The following is a 16,958-nucleotide window of genomic DNA, read 5'->3' on the forward strand; positions in this document are numbered from 1 at the left end:
AGGAGTGGGATTCACATGAATGGAAAATGGATCGGAATCAGTCTTGCCGGGATGGTGCTCGTCAGTGGTTGTGGTCAGCACGCGCTTAAACCGACGATAAACGGTCAGCAGTCGGACACGGAACAGACCCAAAAGCGTCAAGCGACGGATGCAGCTTACATAGAACAGGAACTGAAACGGGCGGACCGGATTGCCGCACAGTATGATTACGGGCGGGCCATCCGGATCGTCAATCGGTTGAAGACGGCGGAAGCGAAACGAAAGCAGGGCGAATATGTCGCAAAACAAGCGGATTTACGGACGATTAAAGCCGGAACTGCTGTGCCGCACCTGTTTTTCCATTCCTTGATTGCGGAGCCGAAGCATGCCTTTGACGGAGACCGGAAACAACAGGGCTATGACGACTATATGGTGACGCTTGGTGAATTCAAGCGGATTCTGAGCGCATTGTATGAGCGGAACTACGTCCTCGTCCGGCCGACGGATCTTGCGACGTGGAAAGACGGCCGGATGACAGAAACGGCACTTGCTTTTCCGAAAGGGAAGAAGCCGCTTGTCTTATCGCAGGATGATGTCAATTACTATGAATACATGACGGGAGACGGTTTTGCGACGACGTTAAAAGTCAAAAATGGACAAATTACGAACACGATGACCGGAAAACAAGACGGTGCCTATGACCTCGTTCCGATCGTCGACCGGTTTGTCGCGCAACATCCCGATTTTTCGTATCGGGGCGCGAAAGGTGTCCTCGGCATCACCGGATACAACGGCGTCCTCGGTTACCGGTCGTCGTATGCCCAGTACGGCACGTCAACTAAAGTCGACCGGGCACGTCAGCAGGCGAAAGCGACGGCAACCGCGCTCAAACAAGACGGCTGGCAATTTGCGAGTCACACGTACGGCCACATCGCCGTCGGCAAGGTCAGTCTGGCGACGATTCAAGCCGATACCGCCCGCTATAAACGGGATGTCGCGCCTCTAATCGGGTCGACCCGTCAGTTAATCTATCCGTTCGGCAGTGACATTCAGAATTGGCACGGCTACAGCGGCGCCAAATACCGCTATTTGACGCAACAAGGGTTCCGTTATTTCTATAACGTCGATGCCTCGCAGCATGCCTGGAAACAGGCGGGAAAAGACTATTACCGCCAGGCGCGGATCAATGTCGACGGAATCCGGCTCCGCCAAGCGCTTGCCGGGAAGACGAACGTTTTGGATTCATTTTTTGATGCGAAAACCGTTTTTGACCCGATGCGGCCGGTCGTTAAAAAATAACGTGAATTTCAAAAAACAGATTGACCCATTGGATGAGTCAGAGCTTTCTGTGTCCCATTTATTGGGTATTATTTGTAGGGAGGGGACACGGCATGTCTGGAATGTTGGACTGTCGATGGAACCCCAATACAGTTCGTCTGGAGAGGGATAGAAAATATGCACACAGGCTACAAGCTGTTGCTCGCAGCAACGATTGTCAGTTCATCGATTGGATGGAGTCATCAAGTATCAGCACAAAATGATACATATCGAATCGTTTCCACGAGTTATCAACAGCCGCTTACGACAATTGAGACGTATGTCGGAAGCAAACGAGTCGAGACAGTGCGTTATGCAATCGGCAGTGTCGATCATTTGAACGATGACTTAATGTACAGTGCTGAGACGAATCAGGTCGTCGATTTTAAAAATAGTAAAAGGACAGTCAAATCGGTCGTGCCGGCCCCGATGCGGATTAAAAAATACAAAAATGCGTTTTACGCGATGAGTATCTCGGGCTTCAATCAATATTCACTGACAAAATATTCGCTGGATTTCAAGAAAATCGGAACAACCAAGCGGTATACCGGATTCGGGAAAGAGTTAATCGTGACGGGTGGAAAATTGTATGTCTTAGCGGATGATATGAAGGGAAACGATTATGCCATCACACTACATACCTTTGATACCACATCATTCAAGTCTCTCCATCAGGAGACTATCAAACAGTTACTGCATGTTGACAAAATCCGTCAGGACGGCTCACAGCTGAAAATTTACGGCATCTCTGCCGAAAACGATGAAAAATTGACGATTTTGTCTTATGATGTCAAGAAACAACACGTTACGAAAACGATGACGACGAACCAGTACGTCAAGGGCGGGGTCGAGAAAGCACGAACCCTCTCACGAGAAACCGAACTGATCTTCAATCAGGATCGAATCTATGAAATCAATCATAAGACGAAACAAGTCCGTGTTTTATATGACAGTAAACATGATTTGGTCGACTATGCGTATGATGCGAAGACAAAAACGTATCATGTCCTCGAAGAAGTCACGAAAACAGCCGAATTCCGGGTGAAGACGCTGAACCGTCACTTTAAGCCGATTGCGGAATACCGCTTGAAAAAATCCGATAGTGTCAGACCGTTCCGTGTGTTGTGAAGACAAAGTGCGATCGGGAAATCAAAGCGTCTGTTTTCGTTGCTTTCCTCGGGCTTGCCTGCCTCTGAAAAGTGCGCTAAACACGCACTTTTTCCCGCAGGAGTCAACGAAACGTGACGCTTTTTAGGGCATGCAGGCGGTTTAGAGCGCAATCTGTCTTGAATCGCTTTAAAGACGAGGCGAGATAGGGAAGCGCGAACGGAGTGCCTCTCGATATCGCATGTTCAAAGTTTGTCTACACACTGAAGAAACAAGTCCTGTGACTTGTTTCTTTTTTAGCTTAGCAGACCGGTCAGTCGCTCACCCCGAAGACGATATGTCTCCAAGTGAAGCTGCAAGGAACTATATTGTTCTGAATCTTGTCCGGCTTCTTGCAAAAAATGTTTCGTCCGTTCGACGAAATGTAAATTGAAGCAGCCCGAGAGCCAAAGCAACGAAGCCAGTCGCGGATCATCTTTCGGCACAAGCACGGTCGGGGCGTTGTAGTGGGCAAGTAAACTTTTCGCTAAATGCCCGGATACATCATGCGACGCGATGCTTTCCGTCCGGGCATACCATTTAATCAGCCAAGCCAAATCTTGCACGCGGTCCGTTGCGCCGATATGTTCATGGTCGACAATTCCGACGATTTGTTGATCCGGATTCCATAAGATGTTGAGCGAATTCAAGTCAGTCGAGATGACCGATTGAGAAGAATGATTGGTAGGTCTCGCGGTATCGATCTTTTGTTGGACAAGACTCAGATAATCTTGAAACGAATCCCGGACCGATTCTGGCATCGATGAAAACGAAAGCTCTTGCAAATCATGGAACCAACGCTGATAGGCTATCGTATGGTCGACGTAAGGAAAGTGAAACGCCTGATAGTTGTGTGACAAATCATGGACTTGACGGGCTAATGTTCCGATTTGAGCAGCGGAATGCATCGTATTGGCAGTCACGTGATGACCGTCAAGCCAGTGAAACAGGCAACACGTCCACTCCTGTCCGGTTGAATCGCGGATTGTCGTGAAAAGTCCCTCATGTATTGGTTGCACGCGCTCCATGAACGGAATATCATGTGCTCGCAGATAATCGGTATATCGCAACTGTTCCGTAAGTAGATCTGGTGTAGAGTGGGATAAGGCAGATTCGGCATAACGCTGTTCTGGTAACAGACGAATTGAATAGAGAAGTCCATCAATCGAGATTTTGTAATGTTTATCGCCATGTTTGCCATGTGTCGTTAATGTGTTAGGGGCGACTTTCAATGAGTGAAACACGAGACCGAAACTTTTGACTGCCTGTTCGATCAAGGGGTAATCGTTTCTTGGATACATACATGCTTAGTCCTTTCTGCGGACAGTTAGTGCAGATGTGGAATGTTCACCTGAAAGCTGAAACGATGCCGGTTGCGTTCCATCCCGATCCGTAAAGCCGTAGTCACGGGCGAGATCCGACACGAACAAGGCTTGACCGGTCCGGTGCATCACGGTCGAATCACTCATGAGTGCGGCGACGGCCCGGCCGACGTACGCGGTTGTTTCGGTCGCATCATTGCCGAATCCTGCGTCCACGACCCGTTCCGTCCGCATGAAACCGGGACACAGGGCGACGGCAGCGATTCGAGACGCTTGAAGTTCCTGCCCCATGACACACGTCATCCGGTTGATCGACTGCATCGCTAAATCGTAATACAAGTTGCCGGCGGCTTGATTCGGACTGAACGACGTCAAGTTGACAATCAATGCAGCCGGACTTTGCTGAAGCAACGGAACAGCGGCACGCGTCGTCAGCAAATAGGCTTTTGGTCCAGCGACCATCATCGCGTCCCAGTGTTCCGGCGGACGTTCCCAAAACCGTTTGCCCTGTCCGGGAGGAAGCGAAGCTTCCGAACCACCGAACACACTGTTGACGAGCAGATCAATCCGACCGTGTCGCGCTTGAATCTGTTGAAACAATCGGGCAACATCATCCGGATCCGTATGGTCACAGCGGACCGCAAGTCCGTGGCCACCGCGAGCCGTGACACCGGCTGCCGTCTCTTCAATCGTTTCCGGACGATTGTCGGTCGTCCCGTTCTGTGTACTGCGCCCGGTCACATAAACCGTTGCCCCGGCTTGTCCGAGTTCGTAAGCAATCCCGCGTCCGGCGCCGCGTGACGCACCTGTGACGACTGCGATTTTTCCAATCCATGCTGTCATGAAGTCCTCCGATCGAATATGTAATACATCAAACAGGGACTCTCCATGACGCGTGGAAGTCCCTGTTGCTTCGTTGTCCTTAAAACCCTTTAATCGTCATCCCGCCGTCGACGAACAGTGTCTGACCCGTGATGTACGATCCGGCATCCGACGCGAGGAAGACCGTCGGACCGACGAGTTCCGTCAGTTCACCGACCCGTCCGAGCGGTGTCACGTCGACGATGTCTTTTAAGTATGCCGGATCCGCCAGTAACGGTTCCGTCAGCGGCGTCTTGAAATACCACGGACCAATCGCATTGACGCGGATATTTTTCGGACCCCATTCGAGGGCGAGGACTTTCGTCATCTGAATCAAGGCCGCCTTCGTCGTCGCATAGACGACACCGGTCCGTAAGGCGACGTGACCTGCGACCGAGGCGATGTTGATGATGTTGCCACCCGTGTCCTGCATCCGGCGTCCGACTTCCTGCGAAAACAGGAAGGCCGACTTCAGGTTCGTCTGTTGAATCGTCTCCCATTCGTCTTCCGTGACGTCGAGTGCTTTCGAGCGGATGTTCATCCCGGCATTGTTGACGAGCGTATCGATCCGGTCGACGAACGTATAGGCTTTTTCGACCGTCGCGACGACTTGCGTCCGGTCGGTCACGTCACACGTCAGGACGAACGCCTGTCGTCCGAGTGCTTCAATCTGGCTTGCCGTCTCTTGTAAATCCGCTTCCGTCCGGGCGACGAGGATGACGTCAGCACCAGCTTCTGCCATCCCGATGGCAAGTGCCCGTCCGATGCCGCGTCCGGCTCCGGTCACGAGGGCTGTTGTTTGATCAAGTCGAAACGTCGGTAAGTACATCTAGCCACATCCTATCTTAAAAAGTCTGTCTTTACTGTACGTCTAAATTGACTGAAAAGAAAGAATAATGATTGAGGAGTCGCCCAAATTTTAGGAGGGGAAGCAGGGGAACGGGCGGGTCGGTCCGAATAAAAGTATTTATGACCAGTTCAATGAGGAGGAAACATCTTGAAAAAATCTTGGTTCTGTCTTGCCGGGAGTTTGCTCGTGCTCAGTGGCTGCGGAAACGAAAATTATACGAGTGAAAAAGCACTTAAGAATGGGGATATCGTCCGGCACATGACGGAGCTTGAAAACGGCGAACGGTTTCAAGAGTTTATCGATCACGTCGCGCGACAGGAAACTGATGACATCCGGATCACTTCCTACACGACAGAAGGTGACCCGGTTTTTCAGGACGTCACGTATGACGGAAAACAGTTCAGTTATTCACTCGATTCGTCGCAGGATGAGTTCGGAAATCAAGTGGACGACCGGGACGGGGAAAGCTGTCAGGCGTTGAAAAAAGACCAAACAGACGAAACGCACGTCTATCTGTTGACGGATTGTGCCGAAGGAGAAGATCATCCGTTACTCGAAGCGACGGCAGCAGAACTCGGAAAGTAAATCAGCCTTCCGGAATCGCTTCATACAAGTACGCTTGATTCTTTTCAAAAATGTAGAGAACACCCGTCATGTCGCCGCGGTACAGTTTCGTTCCTGCCGGCCGGTCTGTCGCCATCCCTTCCGCTAAGGGCTCGTCTGCGGCCGCTTGTTTCGTGACGGTCGCAAACGATTTGACGTCTGCCTGTGTAAGCGTCACGGGTGCAGCGGATAGCCGGTAAACCCGATCGTTGATTCGGATTAAATCGGCATCTTTGTGTTGACGGGCTTCCGCGGCGATTGTATCTGTCGTCGAAACACGTGTCGTGTCGCCGGAACAGCCGTTTAACGGGATGAGACTGACTGCGAGGGCAAGTGAGAGAATACGTTTCATAGCGCGATACCTCGTTTCTTCAGGGGAATGATTGATCAAACACTTTATGTATGTCGTGAATTACGATATAATCGGTTTATACGATATATATAAGGGGGATAACGATGACGATTCATGAAGATTTTGCTGGACTCTATTACCATCTTCATCCGCAATGGAAAGAAAATTTGTCACATCAAAGCGTGCGTATTTTGCAGATGATCCAGATGACGGCACCGATTACGGTTAAACAGGTCGCTGAAAAATTTGCCCTTTCACCGAATACGGCGTCGGAACATATTAAAAAGCTGGAACAACTCGGTTACATCGAAAAAAATCGTGCTTCAGACGATCAACGGGTGGTTCATGTGAGTCTAACGAATGAAGGGTTACGCGCAGTTCGGTCACATACAGAACTCGACGTCGATCGTGTCGCGCACGTACTCCGTCAGTTATCGGCTGACGAACAACAGTCGATTCAGCAGGCATTTCGGTTACTTCGGGAGACGGCAGATGACTGCTTTTCTGATTAAGGTGCTTTCAAGCGCAGTCGTCATCGGGATCGTGACAGAAGTGGCACGCCGTTCGGTGACATATGGTGGTGTGATCGCAGCACTTCCACTCGTCAGCCTGCTCAGTCTGATTTGGTTGGTTCAACAAGGACAGTCTAAAACGGAAGTGACGATGTTCGTTAAAAGTGTACTCTATGGATTACCGGCAACATTTTTTCTGGTGCTGATCTTATACATATTACTCAATCAAGGGGTGTCCGTATTCATCAGCGTGTTACTGGCTGGTGGATGCTGGTGGATTTTTTGGACGATTCAGCAGCAAGTCGGACTTTTTATTGGCCGACTCTAAAATAAACGTAGCAGAACAGGAGCAGAACGATGTCTCAAAAAGAAGATGCTTTTTTTATCCCGCGCTATAAATTCAGTCACATCCGTATGCAAGAATTGCCGTTAAAACGCGTCACGTTTGAAAATCTGACTGCCCGGCAACTGGAGCGGATTCTTCGGACGCAACTGTTTACCCGCTTTAGCGGTTCCGTGTTCATGACCGATTACACGACGTTTGAACAGGAAATTACGCCGGATACGTTGCCTGACTTACATACGCTTCATCAGTCGATGTTGCCACTCGGCTGTTACACGGAAGACGGACTGCAATTTCTCTACAATCCTTACATGCGTTCGTATTGGACGACGGAGCCGGCGGGCGAACTGCTTGAAGAAGCGATGGGAAATAACAAGACTGTGACCGAGGACTTTTATTTCGATCAAGGTGCAGAATTCCTGAGTCCCGATGCGATTGATTTACAAGTGGAAGAAACATACGGAATCGATCCGGAGGCAAACTGGGTGACGATTGATTTGCCATATTCCGTCGATGGTGTCCCGTCCGCTTTACCGCAATTGGTGAAGGAACTGGCGATGCAGGAATTCGTCATCTCGTGCAGCAAAGCGAATCAGCGTCAGTATGAACAGTTCGTCCAAAGTTACGGCGTGTCCTATACACTCATTCCGCGTCCGACCAAACGTTGGTTTCGAAAAGGATACAAGCTGAAGCATCACGATATGGAAATCAATCTTCGTGACGCGTCAGAGCAGATGATTTCTGATTTTCTTCATTTGATTGAGTCGCCGTTTTTTCAGGAGCTGTGTCATTTCAAGAAAACGGTCGCGGGTCGGCGTGTTTTTCTGTTCTTCAACAACGTGCGCGTCGAGTTCGAGCAGGCGTTACTGTGTGCAGATACAAGCAAAGCGCGGAACTCAAGCGCCGTCACGCCTGATTAATTCGCGTTATGGCGTCTTTCGGTATTGCTGTCAAAGATACGTTCAAAACAACTCAATCAATCGCTGCATCGTCTCCGAAAACGAACGGACAGGTGTGTAGCCGAGTGCCGTGATTTTATCCGTTGTGTAGAGAGGGCGTTCAACCGGTCGGTCCGGCATCTGATAGGGTGTACCGGACGCCTTTATCAGTTGCATCCGAAATTCGGTCTCCGGGATGTTGGCGTCGACTGCATGAAAGATTTCTCCAGGTGTTGCGCGCCGGACGGCAAGGTGAACCATCTCCGCCAAATTATCGGCGTGGACCCAGTTGACCACATCGTCCGGATGGACCCATGTGACGACTTTTGTTTCCTGCATCCGTTTGACTTGCCGGTCGCCCCAGTAAGAGTTTTCTTCGGCACAGATCGCACCGGGACGGAGGATGATGACGTCAAGCCCGTCAGTCGCATACTGTTGTAAAATCCGTTCGGACCGTACCTTCGTCAAGATGTACGGTGCCGGATGATCGTCGCTCAGTGGCGTCGCTTCCGTTATGAGACCGCCCGCCGGTTCGCCGTAAACGGAAGTCGTCGAGATATGGAGGAATAAGGCGCGCGCGTCAAGCGCGGCAGCCGCGAGATATTCGACTCCGGTGACGTTCGCTGCTACGGCAAGCTCGATGTCGTCCCCGAGGTAAGCGGCACAGTGGACGACGATGTCGATGTCCTGCATCGCTGTTTCAAGCGCTGCGGCGTCCGTCAAGTCACCGAACGCGGGCGTAATCCCAAGTTGTTTGCAACGGTCGGCTTGTCCTTCACTCCGCACGAGTCCGCGGACTTCGGTTGCTTCTTCTATAAAACGGCGGGCGACCCGTGGGCCAAGTGTCCCGCTGATTCCGGTGACGAGAATCCGTTTTCCTGTAATCTCCACAAGGATGACCTTCTTTCTGTCGTTAATTGCCGTGCTCAATCGTTTCGACAAGCGGCTCCTGATCCGTCCGATAGTCGAACTTGATGACGTCATGTTTCTTTAAAGCGGATTGGTTGTCCCGCTTGCCATAAATCCGTGTTTTCTGGTCAACCGTGACTTCTGTCAACGCATAGGAGGCGTCCGGGTCCTGTTCGTCCGGTCCTAAAAAGATCTGGTCTCCTTGTATGTCGACGATGACGTAGGCGTCGTCTGCCGAACAGGCACATAAAACGAATGACGTCAGGCAACTAACCAACAAGAACTGGATTTTGTATTTCAAGGATTCCACCTACACTTTCTTTAGCTAAGAAATGGCATCACGTTAAATTTTGCTCCGTATGCATAGGACGCTCACTATAGGAGGAGACAGATGAGTCGATTCGTAAAAGGTATGTTATTCGGTTTTGGATTAATTCTCGGAACTACTATAATACTCGGAGTCCTCTTCATCCGGTCGATGCAACCAGACGCGGAGCAAGAAAAAATCGTCAAACGCCAAGCAGAAGCTTATCTGGAACAACATTATAAAGAGGCCGAAGTTGTAGATGTCTACTTTGACAACATGGGGAATCATGTAGCATTTGATTACGCGGCGCAAGTCATCGATCGCAAAACAGGCATTGAGTTTTTAGTCTATCTCGACCAGTCGACAAACAAAGTTGTGGATACCTATTACGTCGAACAGTGGACAGCCGATGTAGTCGTGGTCATCCAGCCGTCTGTTGGAGCGGTGTTCGGGAACGATGCGGATTATCTTGTCCATTTTGCTGAAGAAAGCGTGATGGCGTTAAAGCTTCAGCCGGGTGCCGAGGTGGATTATCGTGATACGAAAATTCCACCGACAATCAGTATCACCCTTCACCGCAAGCAACAAACGACTGACAAAAAGCGTTTAAACAACTTGAGTACAACACTGCAGTCAAACAACTACCTTTCGCATGGCAAAATTCAAGTCGAATATGTGGATGAAGATGGTGAATTATTCGAAGGCGGGGAAGAATTGAAAGCAGTTTTTTAAAACATTACTTCAAAACAGTCCAGGCATCATACGTTTCTGCCTCGATTCCTAACTGCGCCGACCGGATCCAGTCAAAGGCTTTGAGGACGAGCGGTGATGCATTGTCAGGCGTCACGTCCTGTTCCGAGACCCAGACAGCCCCGAGCGAATCCTGTCCGTCGAATTGCTCCGGAACAGTAATGGCACCGCCGATTGCCTTGACGGTGTAGTAGACGGCGATGTGGTGGACGTCGGTGAAATTTCGCCAAAGCCACGGCAGTTTAAAGTCAATCACGCCGATGTTTTGGAGGATTTCGATTTCGAGCCCCGTCTCCTCGCAGAACTCGCGACGCATCGCATCGGCTAACACTTCGCCCGCTTCGAGGCTGCCTCCCGGGAGGTCATAGCGATTAATGTACGGACCGCCATTTTTGTTGATGACTAATAATTGATGGTCTTTTACGAGTAAGCCATAGACGCCAAATGCGCGATGGCAGGTAGTTACTGACATATGTAACGACTCCTTTTCAATTGATAGTATGCTGCAAGAGGGTGATTAGGGATTGGAACAGACCTATAAGATAGTCGGTTCCCGAGAACAAGATCCAAACGGCAAGCGGTATTTCAAGGCTCATCAATGCCTGCGTCCATCGGTACGTCGCTTGTCTTCTTCGTAAATAACAATCGACCGTAAAGAACAGGACGGCAGCAATCACGCTGAGGAAAGCAATAAGGGGGTTGAGGACAAGAAAAACGAGACCGAACGATACATGGAGTATGCCGGAAAGAACGACTTCTTTTGCATTCTTTGTTTGGTTTCGGTAGATGAATCGACTGAATGTCTCACTCAAAATCGATGTCGTCCCACCATAAAGGAAGAGGACCGGAAAGCTGTACATCAAATAGGCAGGAATACTGATGATCACGGTCGAGAGATATCGCAGGATTGAATAACTGATATCAGTACTCGGATCCGGCACGAACAGTCCGAGTACGATCGCAAACAGTGAACCTGCAAGTGAGGCGGCGATGATTTTGCGGTAAAAGACTAGAATCACGTCCATTGCTTTAGGCTGCGTGTATTCAAATGAATGAATGTCCGAGTATACTAGCGATATAGAAGGTTGATGCAAATTGAAGAAAAATTATACAGTCATGTTTTTCCTGCTGTATGCTGCCGCCATCATGGGGGGGCTTGGACTGAGTAACCTGTTTGACTCCGCGATGCTCGTCGGTACTGGTTTAGGGACTCTTTTCCTATTGTGTGCGATAGTATTTGTCGGAAAAAAGCAAAAGTCATCGAAGACACAGTAATTTTTAGTGCTGTGTCTTTTTTGTTAGCAGACGGGATCTCACAACAGCGACGGACTAAATCAATTGCTTTTCGTTTGATAAACATGAAGGTTCCTGACTTGAGCGATGATGAGGAACGGCATTCTATATGATTATAATTAGAAAATATCGGAATAGGAAGGAATAATTGGATTTTATTAACAAGGAATAATGTACTTAAGGAAAAAGCGAGATGATGCAGAACGGAGGACACTAGATGTTTACAAGAATCGAAAACCGACAAAAAAACGGCCTGGCGACAAACGTAACGATTACCGGAATGCTCCTTTTTATAGTCACGCAGTGGTTTTCTGTCCTGTACGTAACAATGTTCGTCCTGTATGTGTTCAGTTTCCGGAACACGTCGAAAGATCCGTTGTCTAAAACCATTGCCGTCAATACAACGGGGCTTCTGTTATTATGGCTGCTCGTGTTTTTGTTGCAACAATTCTTGAGATGAAGAAGGGATAACATGAACATCCAACTGATGAGCTGTACCGCGAAAGACATAGAAGCACTATATGCCTTTGAAACCGAAAACCGTCTCTACTTCGAACAATCGATTCCTTCACGGGGCGACGCCTATTACTTGCCGGAGACGTTCAAGGAACGGCACGCGGCGCTCCTGCAGGAACAGCAAGACGGCAGTTCGTTCTTTTACCTGATCAAGGACGAAGTCGGAACAATTCTCGGTCGGATCAATCTGGTCGACCGGAACCAAATCGAAAAAACTGCTCAACTCGGCTACCGGATCGGACAAATACATGCGGGAAAAGGAATCGCCAAAGAAGCCGTCCGCTTGCTACTCGAACAATGTCGGGAACACGACATTGATGAAGTCGAGGCCAAAACGACGGATGCAAACATCGCTTCGCAAAAAATCTTGACGCACAACGGATTTAAGCGCGTAGACAAGAAAGAAGAAGTGGCGTTCAACGGTCAACGGATACAGTTGATGCATTACAGCTGGAGACGGTAAGGTGTTTTTAGCGAATTTCCCCATTGAGCGGAGTCATTTTTTAGGGGGAGTAAGCGGTCGCTTAAGGTTAAATTCGTTTTACCTATTCGAATAATACCATTTAAATAAGGTGAATATCTTGTTCGAAATGGAATATGTTTTAGTAAGTAAGTTAAAAAATACCATCTGTTCATTTGGGGGAGTAAGGAATGACTGTACGGAAAAATATCGTTTATAACGTCTTATTCAATGAGACGCGGGATCAGCTGTTGATGGTCAAAAACATCGGACCGTCGTATTCGTATTACACGTTACCGGGCGGGACGGTCGAGGCAGGTGAGACTTTACCGGAAGCAGCGATTCGCGAAGCGAAGGAAGAGACCGGTTTTGACGTCGAAGTCGGAGACCTGTTACACGTCAGTGAAGCGTTTTTCCCGCAAGTCGACGAACACTGCCTGTTCTTTTTTTTCACGGCGGAAATCGTCGGTGGTGTCATCGGGACCGTCTTCCCGGATGAAATCGAAGACATCACATGGGTTTCGATTCCGGACGCCGTCCGCTACATGCAGCTCGAGCCGGAGTATGAACACATCTTGACGAAACAACAAACGGTGCCGTATATCTTCAATGGGCAAATCACACATTAAGACGGGAGTGTACTCGATGCGAATCATCGAAACAACGGACGTCGACGTCCTGGCACGACTCAACCGGTACGTCCATGAGCCGCATGTGCGTCAGCAACCGCATCATTTTAAGCCGTACGACGTTGATGCCGTCCGTGCTTTTTTTACAAAAATCGCCGGGGAAGCGCTGTATCAGTTCCTGGTCCTCGAAGTGGAGGATGAAGCAATCGGTTACGCGTGGATTGAGTACGTCAGACGTGCTGAGAGTGCATTTAAGTTTGCTGACGCAAAAGTCCGCGTCCATCACCTCTGTATCATGGATACGAAACAGCAGAACGGCTACGGTCGCCTGTTGCTCGAAGACATTGAACGGCGGGCACGTGAGCAGGGAATACATAAGGTTGAACTCGATTACTGGATGAGCAACGACGGGGTCGATGTCTTTTACGAGCGAATCGGTTTTGAAAAAACGCGGCAGGTCGTCGCGAAGTCGCTTGATTACTAATAGGAAGAAGGATCTAGGCACGGATAGTATAGAATTGAATTTCATTTATGGACTGTTGCGTATCGTGGTGCTCGTCATGGCGATTCCGTCAATGGTGTACGCGCTGTATCTGTTACGCAAGATTACCATTAAATAAGAAACCCTTTGTTTTTGTCAGGGAGACAAGGGGTTTTTCTGTTAAATAGGGGATTTAAGCGAGTAAGTCAACTCAAATCAGGGTATTTTTTTAAAGAGCGACGTGTCAGGAAAGCCTTAGAACTAGGAGGGATTGGATGTACTTTCTATTCATCGGCTATTACGATGCAGAAAAGATGAATCAGTCCTCGCAAGAAGAGCTCGATGCCGTCATGGAACGGTGTAATCCACCACTTGAAGATTTTTTTGAAAAGACGAAGGTCTTGTATGAATGGCGTCCGGGGGAAGAGACGAAACAAGCCCGGCTCCTTGATGGTCAGATTGAACGGCAGGATGGACCGGATACGCGTAAACCGGAGCAAATCGGCAGCCTGATCCTTTTTGAAGCGGATGATTTGGAGCAGGCCGTCGACTTGGCGCTGCTTCATCCGACGACGCAACTTGCGGAAGCGGAACAGTACGGCTGGCGGATGGAAGTGCGGCCGCTGCTTGATGTCAAGGAGGCTTAAGGTCAAATTGGCCACTTGCCGGGTTATATGTAAAAACAAAGCGCGACTTCCCGAAGCACAACGGGAACTCGAGCTTTGTTTTCGTATAGTGGATCATCCGTTTTAGTCATGACCAATCAAACCGAGCAATGTCTTGTGATGCGTCGCGTCACGCGTCAGAAGCGATAATTCACGTTTGACATCGAACCCTGTAATCGGCAATGTCCGGATTTCCGGGGGAAGTCCGTCCTGGAAAATCTCCGGTAAGATGGCAATCCCGAGCTTAGCACGGATGAAACCGAGCACGCTTGACCCGAACTCCATTTCGGAAGCAGCCGTATAAGTGGCACCGCGCTCTTGGAACGCTGCCTTTAAGATGTTCGTCGAGTCGCAGTCGGTCGGTAACGACAGAAACGAAGCAGCCTCGATCTGGTCGAACCGGACGTCGTCGCACCCCGTAAACCGTTCATCTTCACGGTGAAAATAGAGTAAAAACTGTTCCGTATAAAGATGCGTCGACGGATACGGATGGTCGATTTGCCGGTCGTCGAGCAGGACACCGTCGTAATGGTGTTGCTCGAGTCCTGCCATCAATTCGACATACGTATGGGCCGTCTTGATTTTGAGTTCCGGACCGTTTGCCGACGGATGGAGCGCCAAGTGTTGCGGCAAGTAGGACATCGCGACACTCGGCCATGACCCGAGTGTGAACGTAACCTGCCCCTGCAATTGGTCAATTTGCCGTTGCATGTCGCTCAGTTGCGACAAAATCTGTAAGGCTTGTGCATAAACGATTTCGCCGGCCGGCGTCAAAGCGACCCCCGTCGCCGAGCGGTGAAAGACGTTTGTACCGAGATCGTGTTCTAAATTCTTAATCTGTTTACTGAGTGCCGGTTGTGTCAGATGTAACAACTCACTCGCTTTCGTCAAACTTTTTGTTTCAGCCGTCATCTGAAATGCTTCCAACCATTCTGTTTTCATTGAAATCCCACGCTTTCTTCGTCATTCACTGTGATTGACGATACAGTAGAACCGCTCGTGGCGACAATCAATTCGCTCAAATTTATATATTCCTCGTTTGGAATATTCCTTTTCGGGTATATATAAGGTATAGAAGAGGTGACAGCCATGACAGAACCGATGTTACAGATCATCGTCGCCTTAGCAGACGCAAACCGTCTTGCGATCGTCGACTTGTTGAAACGGGGACCGTTGACGGTCGGAGAGATTGCGGAGCGATTGAGTTTAAATCAACCGCAAGTCTCGAAACACTTGCGGACGCTACATGATGCTGAGATCGTCCAGGTAAAACCGCTCGGTAATCGGCGGATCTATCATTTGCGCCTGGAAACTTTTTTTAAGCTGACAGCGTGGAGCCGATCATTCGAACAACAAGTCGAGGAACGGATGTTACGCCTTGAATCGTATCTTTTAGAGCTGCAGGAAAAACCAACTGAAGGAGTGACGGATGATGACTGAAAAGTTGAAAACGACGCTTGACGGATCAACCTTAATCATGGAGTGGACGTTTGATGCACCGCGTGACCTGGTCTTTTCTGCATTCACAGAAAAAGATCACCTCGAGGCATGGTGGGGACCAGCCGGCTGGGAGACGGAAATCAAACAGTTCGAGTTTGTCCCGAACGGCGTTTGGCATTACTGCATGCGGTGTCTGGATCCGGCACAAGGAGACTTTTACGGGATGGAGTCATGGGGGAAAGCAATCTTCCGGAGTATCGACGCCCCAGTCCGTTATGCCCATGCCGACTATTTTTCGGACGAGGCAGGAACGATTTCTGAAACCTTACCAGGAAGCGAAAATGAGACGACATTCGAAGCGCTTGACGGAAAGACGCGGGTCATCTTCCGGTCTGACTTCGGGTCAGCGGAAGCCGTCCGTCAAGTTCTTGAGATGGGAATGAAAGAAGGGTTCACGTCACAATTAGAACGGCTTGACCACTGGTTAGCTGTCAACGTAAACACATGATAAGTCGAAGAAGGACGATCCTCGAGCGGGATGGTCCTTTTTTTACGGTCGTCACGCTTCGAAATCATGAGCTTCATAATACCGGACGGCTTCCCGCCAACTCGAAAACCGTTCAATCAATAATGTTAATGAAGGCGCCTGGTGTTCGCGCGCCCACCGTGCATACGTCTGACTCGTCAAACGATCACCTAATTCGTCCGCGGCTTGCCGTAATCCATTGAGACAGTCTTCGTTCGTAAAACAGCCGTTTGAGGACAAGGCAAACTGTTCCAACGCATTTTTCCACGTCCCGTAATGGCGGATGATCGTATTGCTGCTGACCATACGACGCTCGGTCTCGCGTAAGTCGGAATAGCGTTTAATCGTCACGCGCGTCCCGTATGTCTCGACGTAATGAGCGATGCTTTGTTCCACCGTCCAGCGCTTTTTTGGTCCTGTTCCTGGTTTTGGTCGGTTCAATGTCGACAGTTCTGCCGGTGTCAGTTGTCCTTCCGTGATGACACCCGCTTCCTGCAATAAATTCGTCCAGGAGTCAAAACGCTGTTCGAGTTCTTCGAGTGGCGGGTAGGGAAGATAGGCAGCGAGCTTTTGATAATGTGCTGCTCTCATCGGCTCTGGGTGAATATGATGGAGTCCTTGAATCAAGCGGATAATTTTTTGATAATCCGTCAAATCGGGTTGAAGTGCGTGAGTGGTCTTTCGCATAGCGGAGTCTCCCTTAAAGTGGTGAAAAACTTAAATCTAGTGTAGCAGTTCGTCACGGGTTCGTTAACTAAC

At 49.5% G+C, this 16,958-nt stretch carries 24 protein-coding genes; 14 read left to right on the top strand and 10 right to left on the bottom strand.

The genetic code is table 11. The features are described from left to right. The first annotated feature begins 15 nt into the window (after window positions 1-15). Both KNP88_RS13675 and KNP88_RS13680 read left to right on the top strand, forming a co-directional pair. On the top strand, window positions 16-1,278 hold the full coding sequence (locus KNP88_RS13675; protein WP_251137240.1) for a polysaccharide deacetylase family protein: 1,263 nt from the start codon (window positions 16-18) through the stop codon (window positions 1,276-1,278). Between the two features lie 156 nt (window positions 1,279-1,434). Further along, complete coding sequence (locus KNP88_RS13680; protein WP_214894282.1) at window positions 1,435-2,424, top strand: hypothetical protein; 990 nt, start codon at window positions 1,435-1,437, stop codon at window positions 2,422-2,424. A gap of 275 nt (window positions 2,425-2,699) precedes the next feature. On the opposite strand, the gene KNP88_RS13685 is transcribed toward KNP88_RS13680, so the two are convergent. From KNP88_RS13685 to KNP88_RS13695, 3 genes are all read right to left on the bottom strand, one after another. Further along, the gene (locus KNP88_RS13685; protein WP_214894283.1) at window positions 2,700-3,743 is read right to left on the bottom strand and encodes a phosphotransferase; all 1,044 of its coding nucleotides are present in this window, start codon (window positions 3,741-3,743) and stop codon (window positions 2,700-2,702) included. 6 nt (window positions 3,744-3,749) lie between these two features. Then, the gene (locus KNP88_RS13690) at window positions 3,750-4,607 is read right to left on the bottom strand and encodes an SDR family NAD(P)-dependent oxidoreductase (protein ID WP_214894284.1); all 858 of its coding nucleotides are present in this window, start codon (window positions 4,605-4,607) and stop codon (window positions 3,750-3,752) included. 79 nt (window positions 4,608-4,686) lie between these two features. Further along, window positions 4,687-5,454, bottom strand: a complete 768-nt coding sequence (locus tag KNP88_RS13695) for an SDR family NAD(P)-dependent oxidoreductase (protein WP_214894285.1) — start codon at window positions 5,452-5,454, stop codon at window positions 4,687-4,689. 168 nt (window positions 5,455-5,622) lie between these two features. Between KNP88_RS13695 and KNP88_RS13700 the strand changes: the two genes are divergently transcribed. Next, a complete protein-coding gene (locus KNP88_RS13700; protein WP_214894286.1) occupies window positions 5,623-6,060 on the top strand; it encodes a DUF4362 domain-containing protein in 438 nt (145 codons plus the stop codon). A gap of 1 nt (window position 6,061) precedes the next feature. On the opposite strand, the gene KNP88_RS13705 is transcribed toward KNP88_RS13700, so the two are convergent. Beyond that, entirely contained in the window at window positions 6,062-6,430 is a 369-nt protein-coding gene (locus KNP88_RS13705; protein ID WP_214894287.1) for a hypothetical protein, read from the bottom strand. Between the two features lie 104 nt (window positions 6,431-6,534). Between KNP88_RS13705 and KNP88_RS13710 the strand changes: the two genes are divergently transcribed. From KNP88_RS13710 to KNP88_RS13720, 3 genes are read left to right on the top strand one after another with little or no spacing between them, the layout of a single operon-like run. Further along, window positions 6,535-6,942, top strand: a complete 408-nt coding sequence (locus KNP88_RS13710) for a MarR family winged helix-turn-helix transcriptional regulator (protein ID WP_251137241.1) — start codon at window positions 6,535-6,537, stop codon at window positions 6,940-6,942. After that, window positions 6,923-7,270, top strand: a complete 348-nt coding sequence (locus KNP88_RS13715) for a DUF3147 family protein (protein WP_214894288.1) — start codon at window positions 6,923-6,925, stop codon at window positions 7,268-7,270. The genes KNP88_RS13710 and KNP88_RS13715 overlap by 20 nt, the downstream gene beginning before the upstream one ends. A 29-nt stretch (window positions 7,271-7,299) precedes the next feature. Next, the gene (locus tag KNP88_RS13720; protein ID WP_214894290.1) at window positions 7,300-8,205 is read left to right on the top strand and encodes a hypothetical protein; all 906 of its coding nucleotides are present in this window, start codon (window positions 7,300-7,302) and stop codon (window positions 8,203-8,205) included. A 42-nt stretch (window positions 8,206-8,247) separates the two neighbouring features. Here KNP88_RS13720 and KNP88_RS13725 read toward each other — a convergent pair whose 3' ends face one another. Both KNP88_RS13725 and KNP88_RS13730 read right to left on the bottom strand, forming a co-directional pair. Further along, complete coding sequence (locus tag KNP88_RS13725) at window positions 8,248-9,114, bottom strand: NAD-dependent epimerase/dehydratase family protein (protein ID WP_214894292.1); 867 nt, start codon at window positions 9,112-9,114, stop codon at window positions 8,248-8,250. A gap of 22 nt (window positions 9,115-9,136) precedes the next feature. Continuing rightward, window positions 9,137-9,433, bottom strand: coding sequence for a hypothetical protein (locus tag KNP88_RS13730; protein ID WP_251137242.1), 297 nt, complete (start codon window positions 9,431-9,433; stop codon window positions 9,137-9,139). 90 nt (window positions 9,434-9,523) lie between these two features. On the opposite strand from KNP88_RS13730, the gene KNP88_RS13735 reads away from it, so the two are divergent. Further along, window positions 9,524-10,171: a hypothetical protein gene (locus KNP88_RS13735; RefSeq protein WP_214894294.1), complete on the top strand. Its 648-nt coding sequence runs from the start codon at window positions 9,524-9,526 to the stop codon at window positions 10,169-10,171. 4 nt (window positions 10,172-10,175) lie between these two features. On the opposite strand, the gene KNP88_RS13740 is transcribed toward KNP88_RS13735, so the two are convergent. After that, window positions 10,176-10,661: an NUDIX hydrolase gene (locus KNP88_RS13740; protein ID WP_214894296.1), complete on the bottom strand. Its 486-nt coding sequence runs from the start codon at window positions 10,659-10,661 to the stop codon at window positions 10,176-10,178. A gap of 16 nt (window positions 10,662-10,677) precedes the next feature. Then, window positions 10,678-11,214 carry a hypothetical protein gene (locus KNP88_RS13745; protein ID WP_214894298.1) on the bottom strand — a complete coding sequence of 179 codons (537 nt, stop codon included), beginning with the start codon at window positions 11,212-11,214 and terminating at the stop codon, window positions 10,678-10,680. A 485-nt stretch (window positions 11,215-11,699) separates the two neighbouring features. Between KNP88_RS13745 and KNP88_RS13750 the strand changes: the two genes are divergently transcribed. The 5 genes from KNP88_RS13750 to KNP88_RS13770 all read left to right on the top strand — a co-directional run bounded on the left by KNP88_RS13750 (window position 11,700) and on the right by KNP88_RS13770 (window position 14,215). Then, on the top strand, window positions 11,700-11,942 hold the full coding sequence (locus KNP88_RS13750; protein WP_214894301.1) for a hypothetical protein: 243 nt from the start codon (window positions 11,700-11,702) through the stop codon (window positions 11,940-11,942). 12 nt (window positions 11,943-11,954) lie between these two features. Continuing rightward, a complete protein-coding gene (locus KNP88_RS13755) occupies window positions 11,955-12,461 on the top strand; it encodes a GNAT family N-acetyltransferase (protein ID WP_214894303.1) in 507 nt (168 codons plus the stop codon). Between the two features lie 188 nt (window positions 12,462-12,649). Beyond that, window positions 12,650-13,087 carry an NUDIX domain-containing protein gene (locus KNP88_RS13760; RefSeq protein WP_214851262.1) on the top strand — a complete coding sequence of 146 codons (438 nt, stop codon included), beginning with the start codon at window positions 12,650-12,652 and terminating at the stop codon, window positions 13,085-13,087. 16 nt (window positions 13,088-13,103) lie between these two features. Beyond that, entirely contained in the window at window positions 13,104-13,571 is a 468-nt protein-coding gene (locus tag KNP88_RS13765) for a GNAT family N-acetyltransferase (protein WP_214894305.1), read from the top strand. A 272-nt stretch (window positions 13,572-13,843) separates the two neighbouring features. Then, window positions 13,844-14,215 (top strand): YciI family protein, encoded by a 372-nt coding sequence (locus tag KNP88_RS13770; RefSeq protein WP_214894307.1) that lies wholly within the window; start codon window positions 13,844-13,846, stop codon window positions 14,213-14,215. A 102-nt stretch (window positions 14,216-14,317) separates the two neighbouring features. On the opposite strand, the gene KNP88_RS13775 is transcribed toward KNP88_RS13770, so the two are convergent. After that, window positions 14,318-15,175, bottom strand: coding sequence for a LysR family transcriptional regulator (locus tag KNP88_RS13775; RefSeq protein ID WP_214894309.1), 858 nt, complete (start codon window positions 15,173-15,175; stop codon window positions 14,318-14,320). 147 nt (window positions 15,176-15,322) lie between these two features. Between KNP88_RS13775 and KNP88_RS13780 the strand changes: the two genes are divergently transcribed. Both KNP88_RS13780 and KNP88_RS13785 read left to right on the top strand, forming a co-directional pair. Beyond that, window positions 15,323-15,673: an ArsR/SmtB family transcription factor gene (locus tag KNP88_RS13780; protein ID WP_214894311.1), complete on the top strand. Its 351-nt coding sequence runs from the start codon at window positions 15,323-15,325 to the stop codon at window positions 15,671-15,673. Continuing rightward, a complete protein-coding gene (locus tag KNP88_RS13785) occupies window positions 15,666-16,181 on the top strand; it encodes an SRPBCC family protein (RefSeq protein ID WP_251137243.1) in 516 nt (171 codons plus the stop codon). The genes KNP88_RS13780 and KNP88_RS13785 overlap by 8 nt, the downstream gene beginning before the upstream one ends. Window positions 16,182-16,232: 51 nt before the next feature. Here the strand turns inward: KNP88_RS13785 and KNP88_RS13790 are convergent, their stop codons facing one another. Continuing rightward, a complete protein-coding gene (locus KNP88_RS13790; protein WP_214894315.1) occupies window positions 16,233-16,886 on the bottom strand; it encodes a homing endonuclease associated repeat-containing protein in 654 nt (217 codons plus the stop codon). Between the last annotated feature and the right edge of the window lie 72 nt (window positions 16,887-16,958).

The organism is Exiguobacterium sp. H66, from assembly GCF_018618705.1.
In the GTDB taxonomy this organism is placed as follows: Bacteria; Bacillota; Bacilli; order Exiguobacteriales; family Exiguobacteriaceae; genus Exiguobacterium_A; species Exiguobacterium_A oxidotolerans.

What these genes read in the sequence shown, in the direction of transcription:
- KNP88_RS13675 (WP_251137240.1), top strand. Translation starts at nt 16, where the DNA reads ATGAATGGAAAATGGATCGGAATCAGTCTTGCCGGGATGGTGCTCGTC.
- KNP88_RS13680 (WP_214894282.1), top strand. Translation starts at nt 1,435, where the DNA reads ATGCACACAGGCTACAAGCTGTTGCTCGCAGCAACGATTGTCAGTTCA.
- KNP88_RS13685 (WP_214894283.1), bottom strand. Translation starts at nt 3,743, where the DNA reads ATGTATCCAAGAAACGATTACCCCTTGATCGAACAGGCAGTCAAAAGT.
- KNP88_RS13690 (WP_214894284.1), bottom strand. Translation starts at nt 4,607, where the DNA reads ATGACAGCATGGATTGGAAAAATCGCAGTCGTCACAGGTGCGTCACGC.
- KNP88_RS13695 (WP_214894285.1), bottom strand. Translation starts at nt 5,454, where the DNA reads ATGTACTTACCGACGTTTCGACTTGATCAAACAACAGCCCTCGTGACC.
- KNP88_RS13705 (WP_214894287.1), bottom strand. Translation starts at nt 6,430, where the DNA reads ATGAAACGTATTCTCTCACTTGCCCTCGCAGTCAGTCTCATCCCGTTA.
- KNP88_RS13710 (WP_251137241.1), top strand. Translation starts at nt 6,535, where the DNA reads ATGACGATTCATGAAGATTTTGCTGGACTCTATTACCATCTTCATCCG.
- KNP88_RS13715 (WP_214894288.1), top strand. Translation starts at nt 6,923, where the DNA reads ATGACTGCTTTTCTGATTAAGGTGCTTTCAAGCGCAGTCGTCATCGGG.
- KNP88_RS13720 (WP_214894290.1), top strand. Translation starts at nt 7,300, where the DNA reads ATGTCTCAAAAAGAAGATGCTTTTTTTATCCCGCGCTATAAATTCAGT.
- KNP88_RS13735 (WP_214894294.1), top strand. Translation starts at nt 9,524, where the DNA reads ATGAGTCGATTCGTAAAAGGTATGTTATTCGGTTTTGGATTAATTCTC.
- KNP88_RS13740 (WP_214894296.1), bottom strand. Translation starts at nt 10,661, where the DNA reads ATGTCAGTAACTACCTGCCATCGCGCATTTGGCGTCTATGGCTTACTC.
- KNP88_RS13745 (WP_214894298.1), bottom strand. Translation starts at nt 11,214, where the DNA reads ATGGACGTGATTCTAGTCTTTTACCGCAAAATCATCGCCGCCTCACTT.
- KNP88_RS13750 (WP_214894301.1), top strand. Translation starts at nt 11,700, where the DNA reads ATGTTTACAAGAATCGAAAACCGACAAAAAAACGGCCTGGCGACAAAC.
- KNP88_RS13755 (WP_214894303.1), top strand. Translation starts at nt 11,955, where the DNA reads ATGAACATCCAACTGATGAGCTGTACCGCGAAAGACATAGAAGCACTA.
- KNP88_RS13760 (WP_214851262.1), top strand. Translation starts at nt 12,650, where the DNA reads ATGACTGTACGGAAAAATATCGTTTATAACGTCTTATTCAATGAGACG.
- KNP88_RS13765 (WP_214894305.1), top strand. Translation starts at nt 13,104, where the DNA reads ATGCGAATCATCGAAACAACGGACGTCGACGTCCTGGCACGACTCAAC.
- KNP88_RS13770 (WP_214894307.1), top strand. Translation starts at nt 13,844, where the DNA reads ATGTACTTTCTATTCATCGGCTATTACGATGCAGAAAAGATGAATCAG.
- KNP88_RS13775 (WP_214894309.1), bottom strand. Translation starts at nt 15,175, where the DNA reads ATGAAAACAGAATGGTTGGAAGCATTTCAGATGACGGCTGAAACAAAA.
- KNP88_RS13780 (WP_214894311.1), top strand. Translation starts at nt 15,323, where the DNA reads ATGACAGAACCGATGTTACAGATCATCGTCGCCTTAGCAGACGCAAAC.
- KNP88_RS13785 (WP_251137243.1), top strand. Translation starts at nt 15,666, where the DNA reads ATGACTGAAAAGTTGAAAACGACGCTTGACGGATCAACCTTAATCATG.
- KNP88_RS13790 (WP_214894315.1), bottom strand. Translation starts at nt 16,886, where the DNA reads ATGCGAAAGACCACTCACGCACTTCAACCCGATTTGACGGATTATCAA.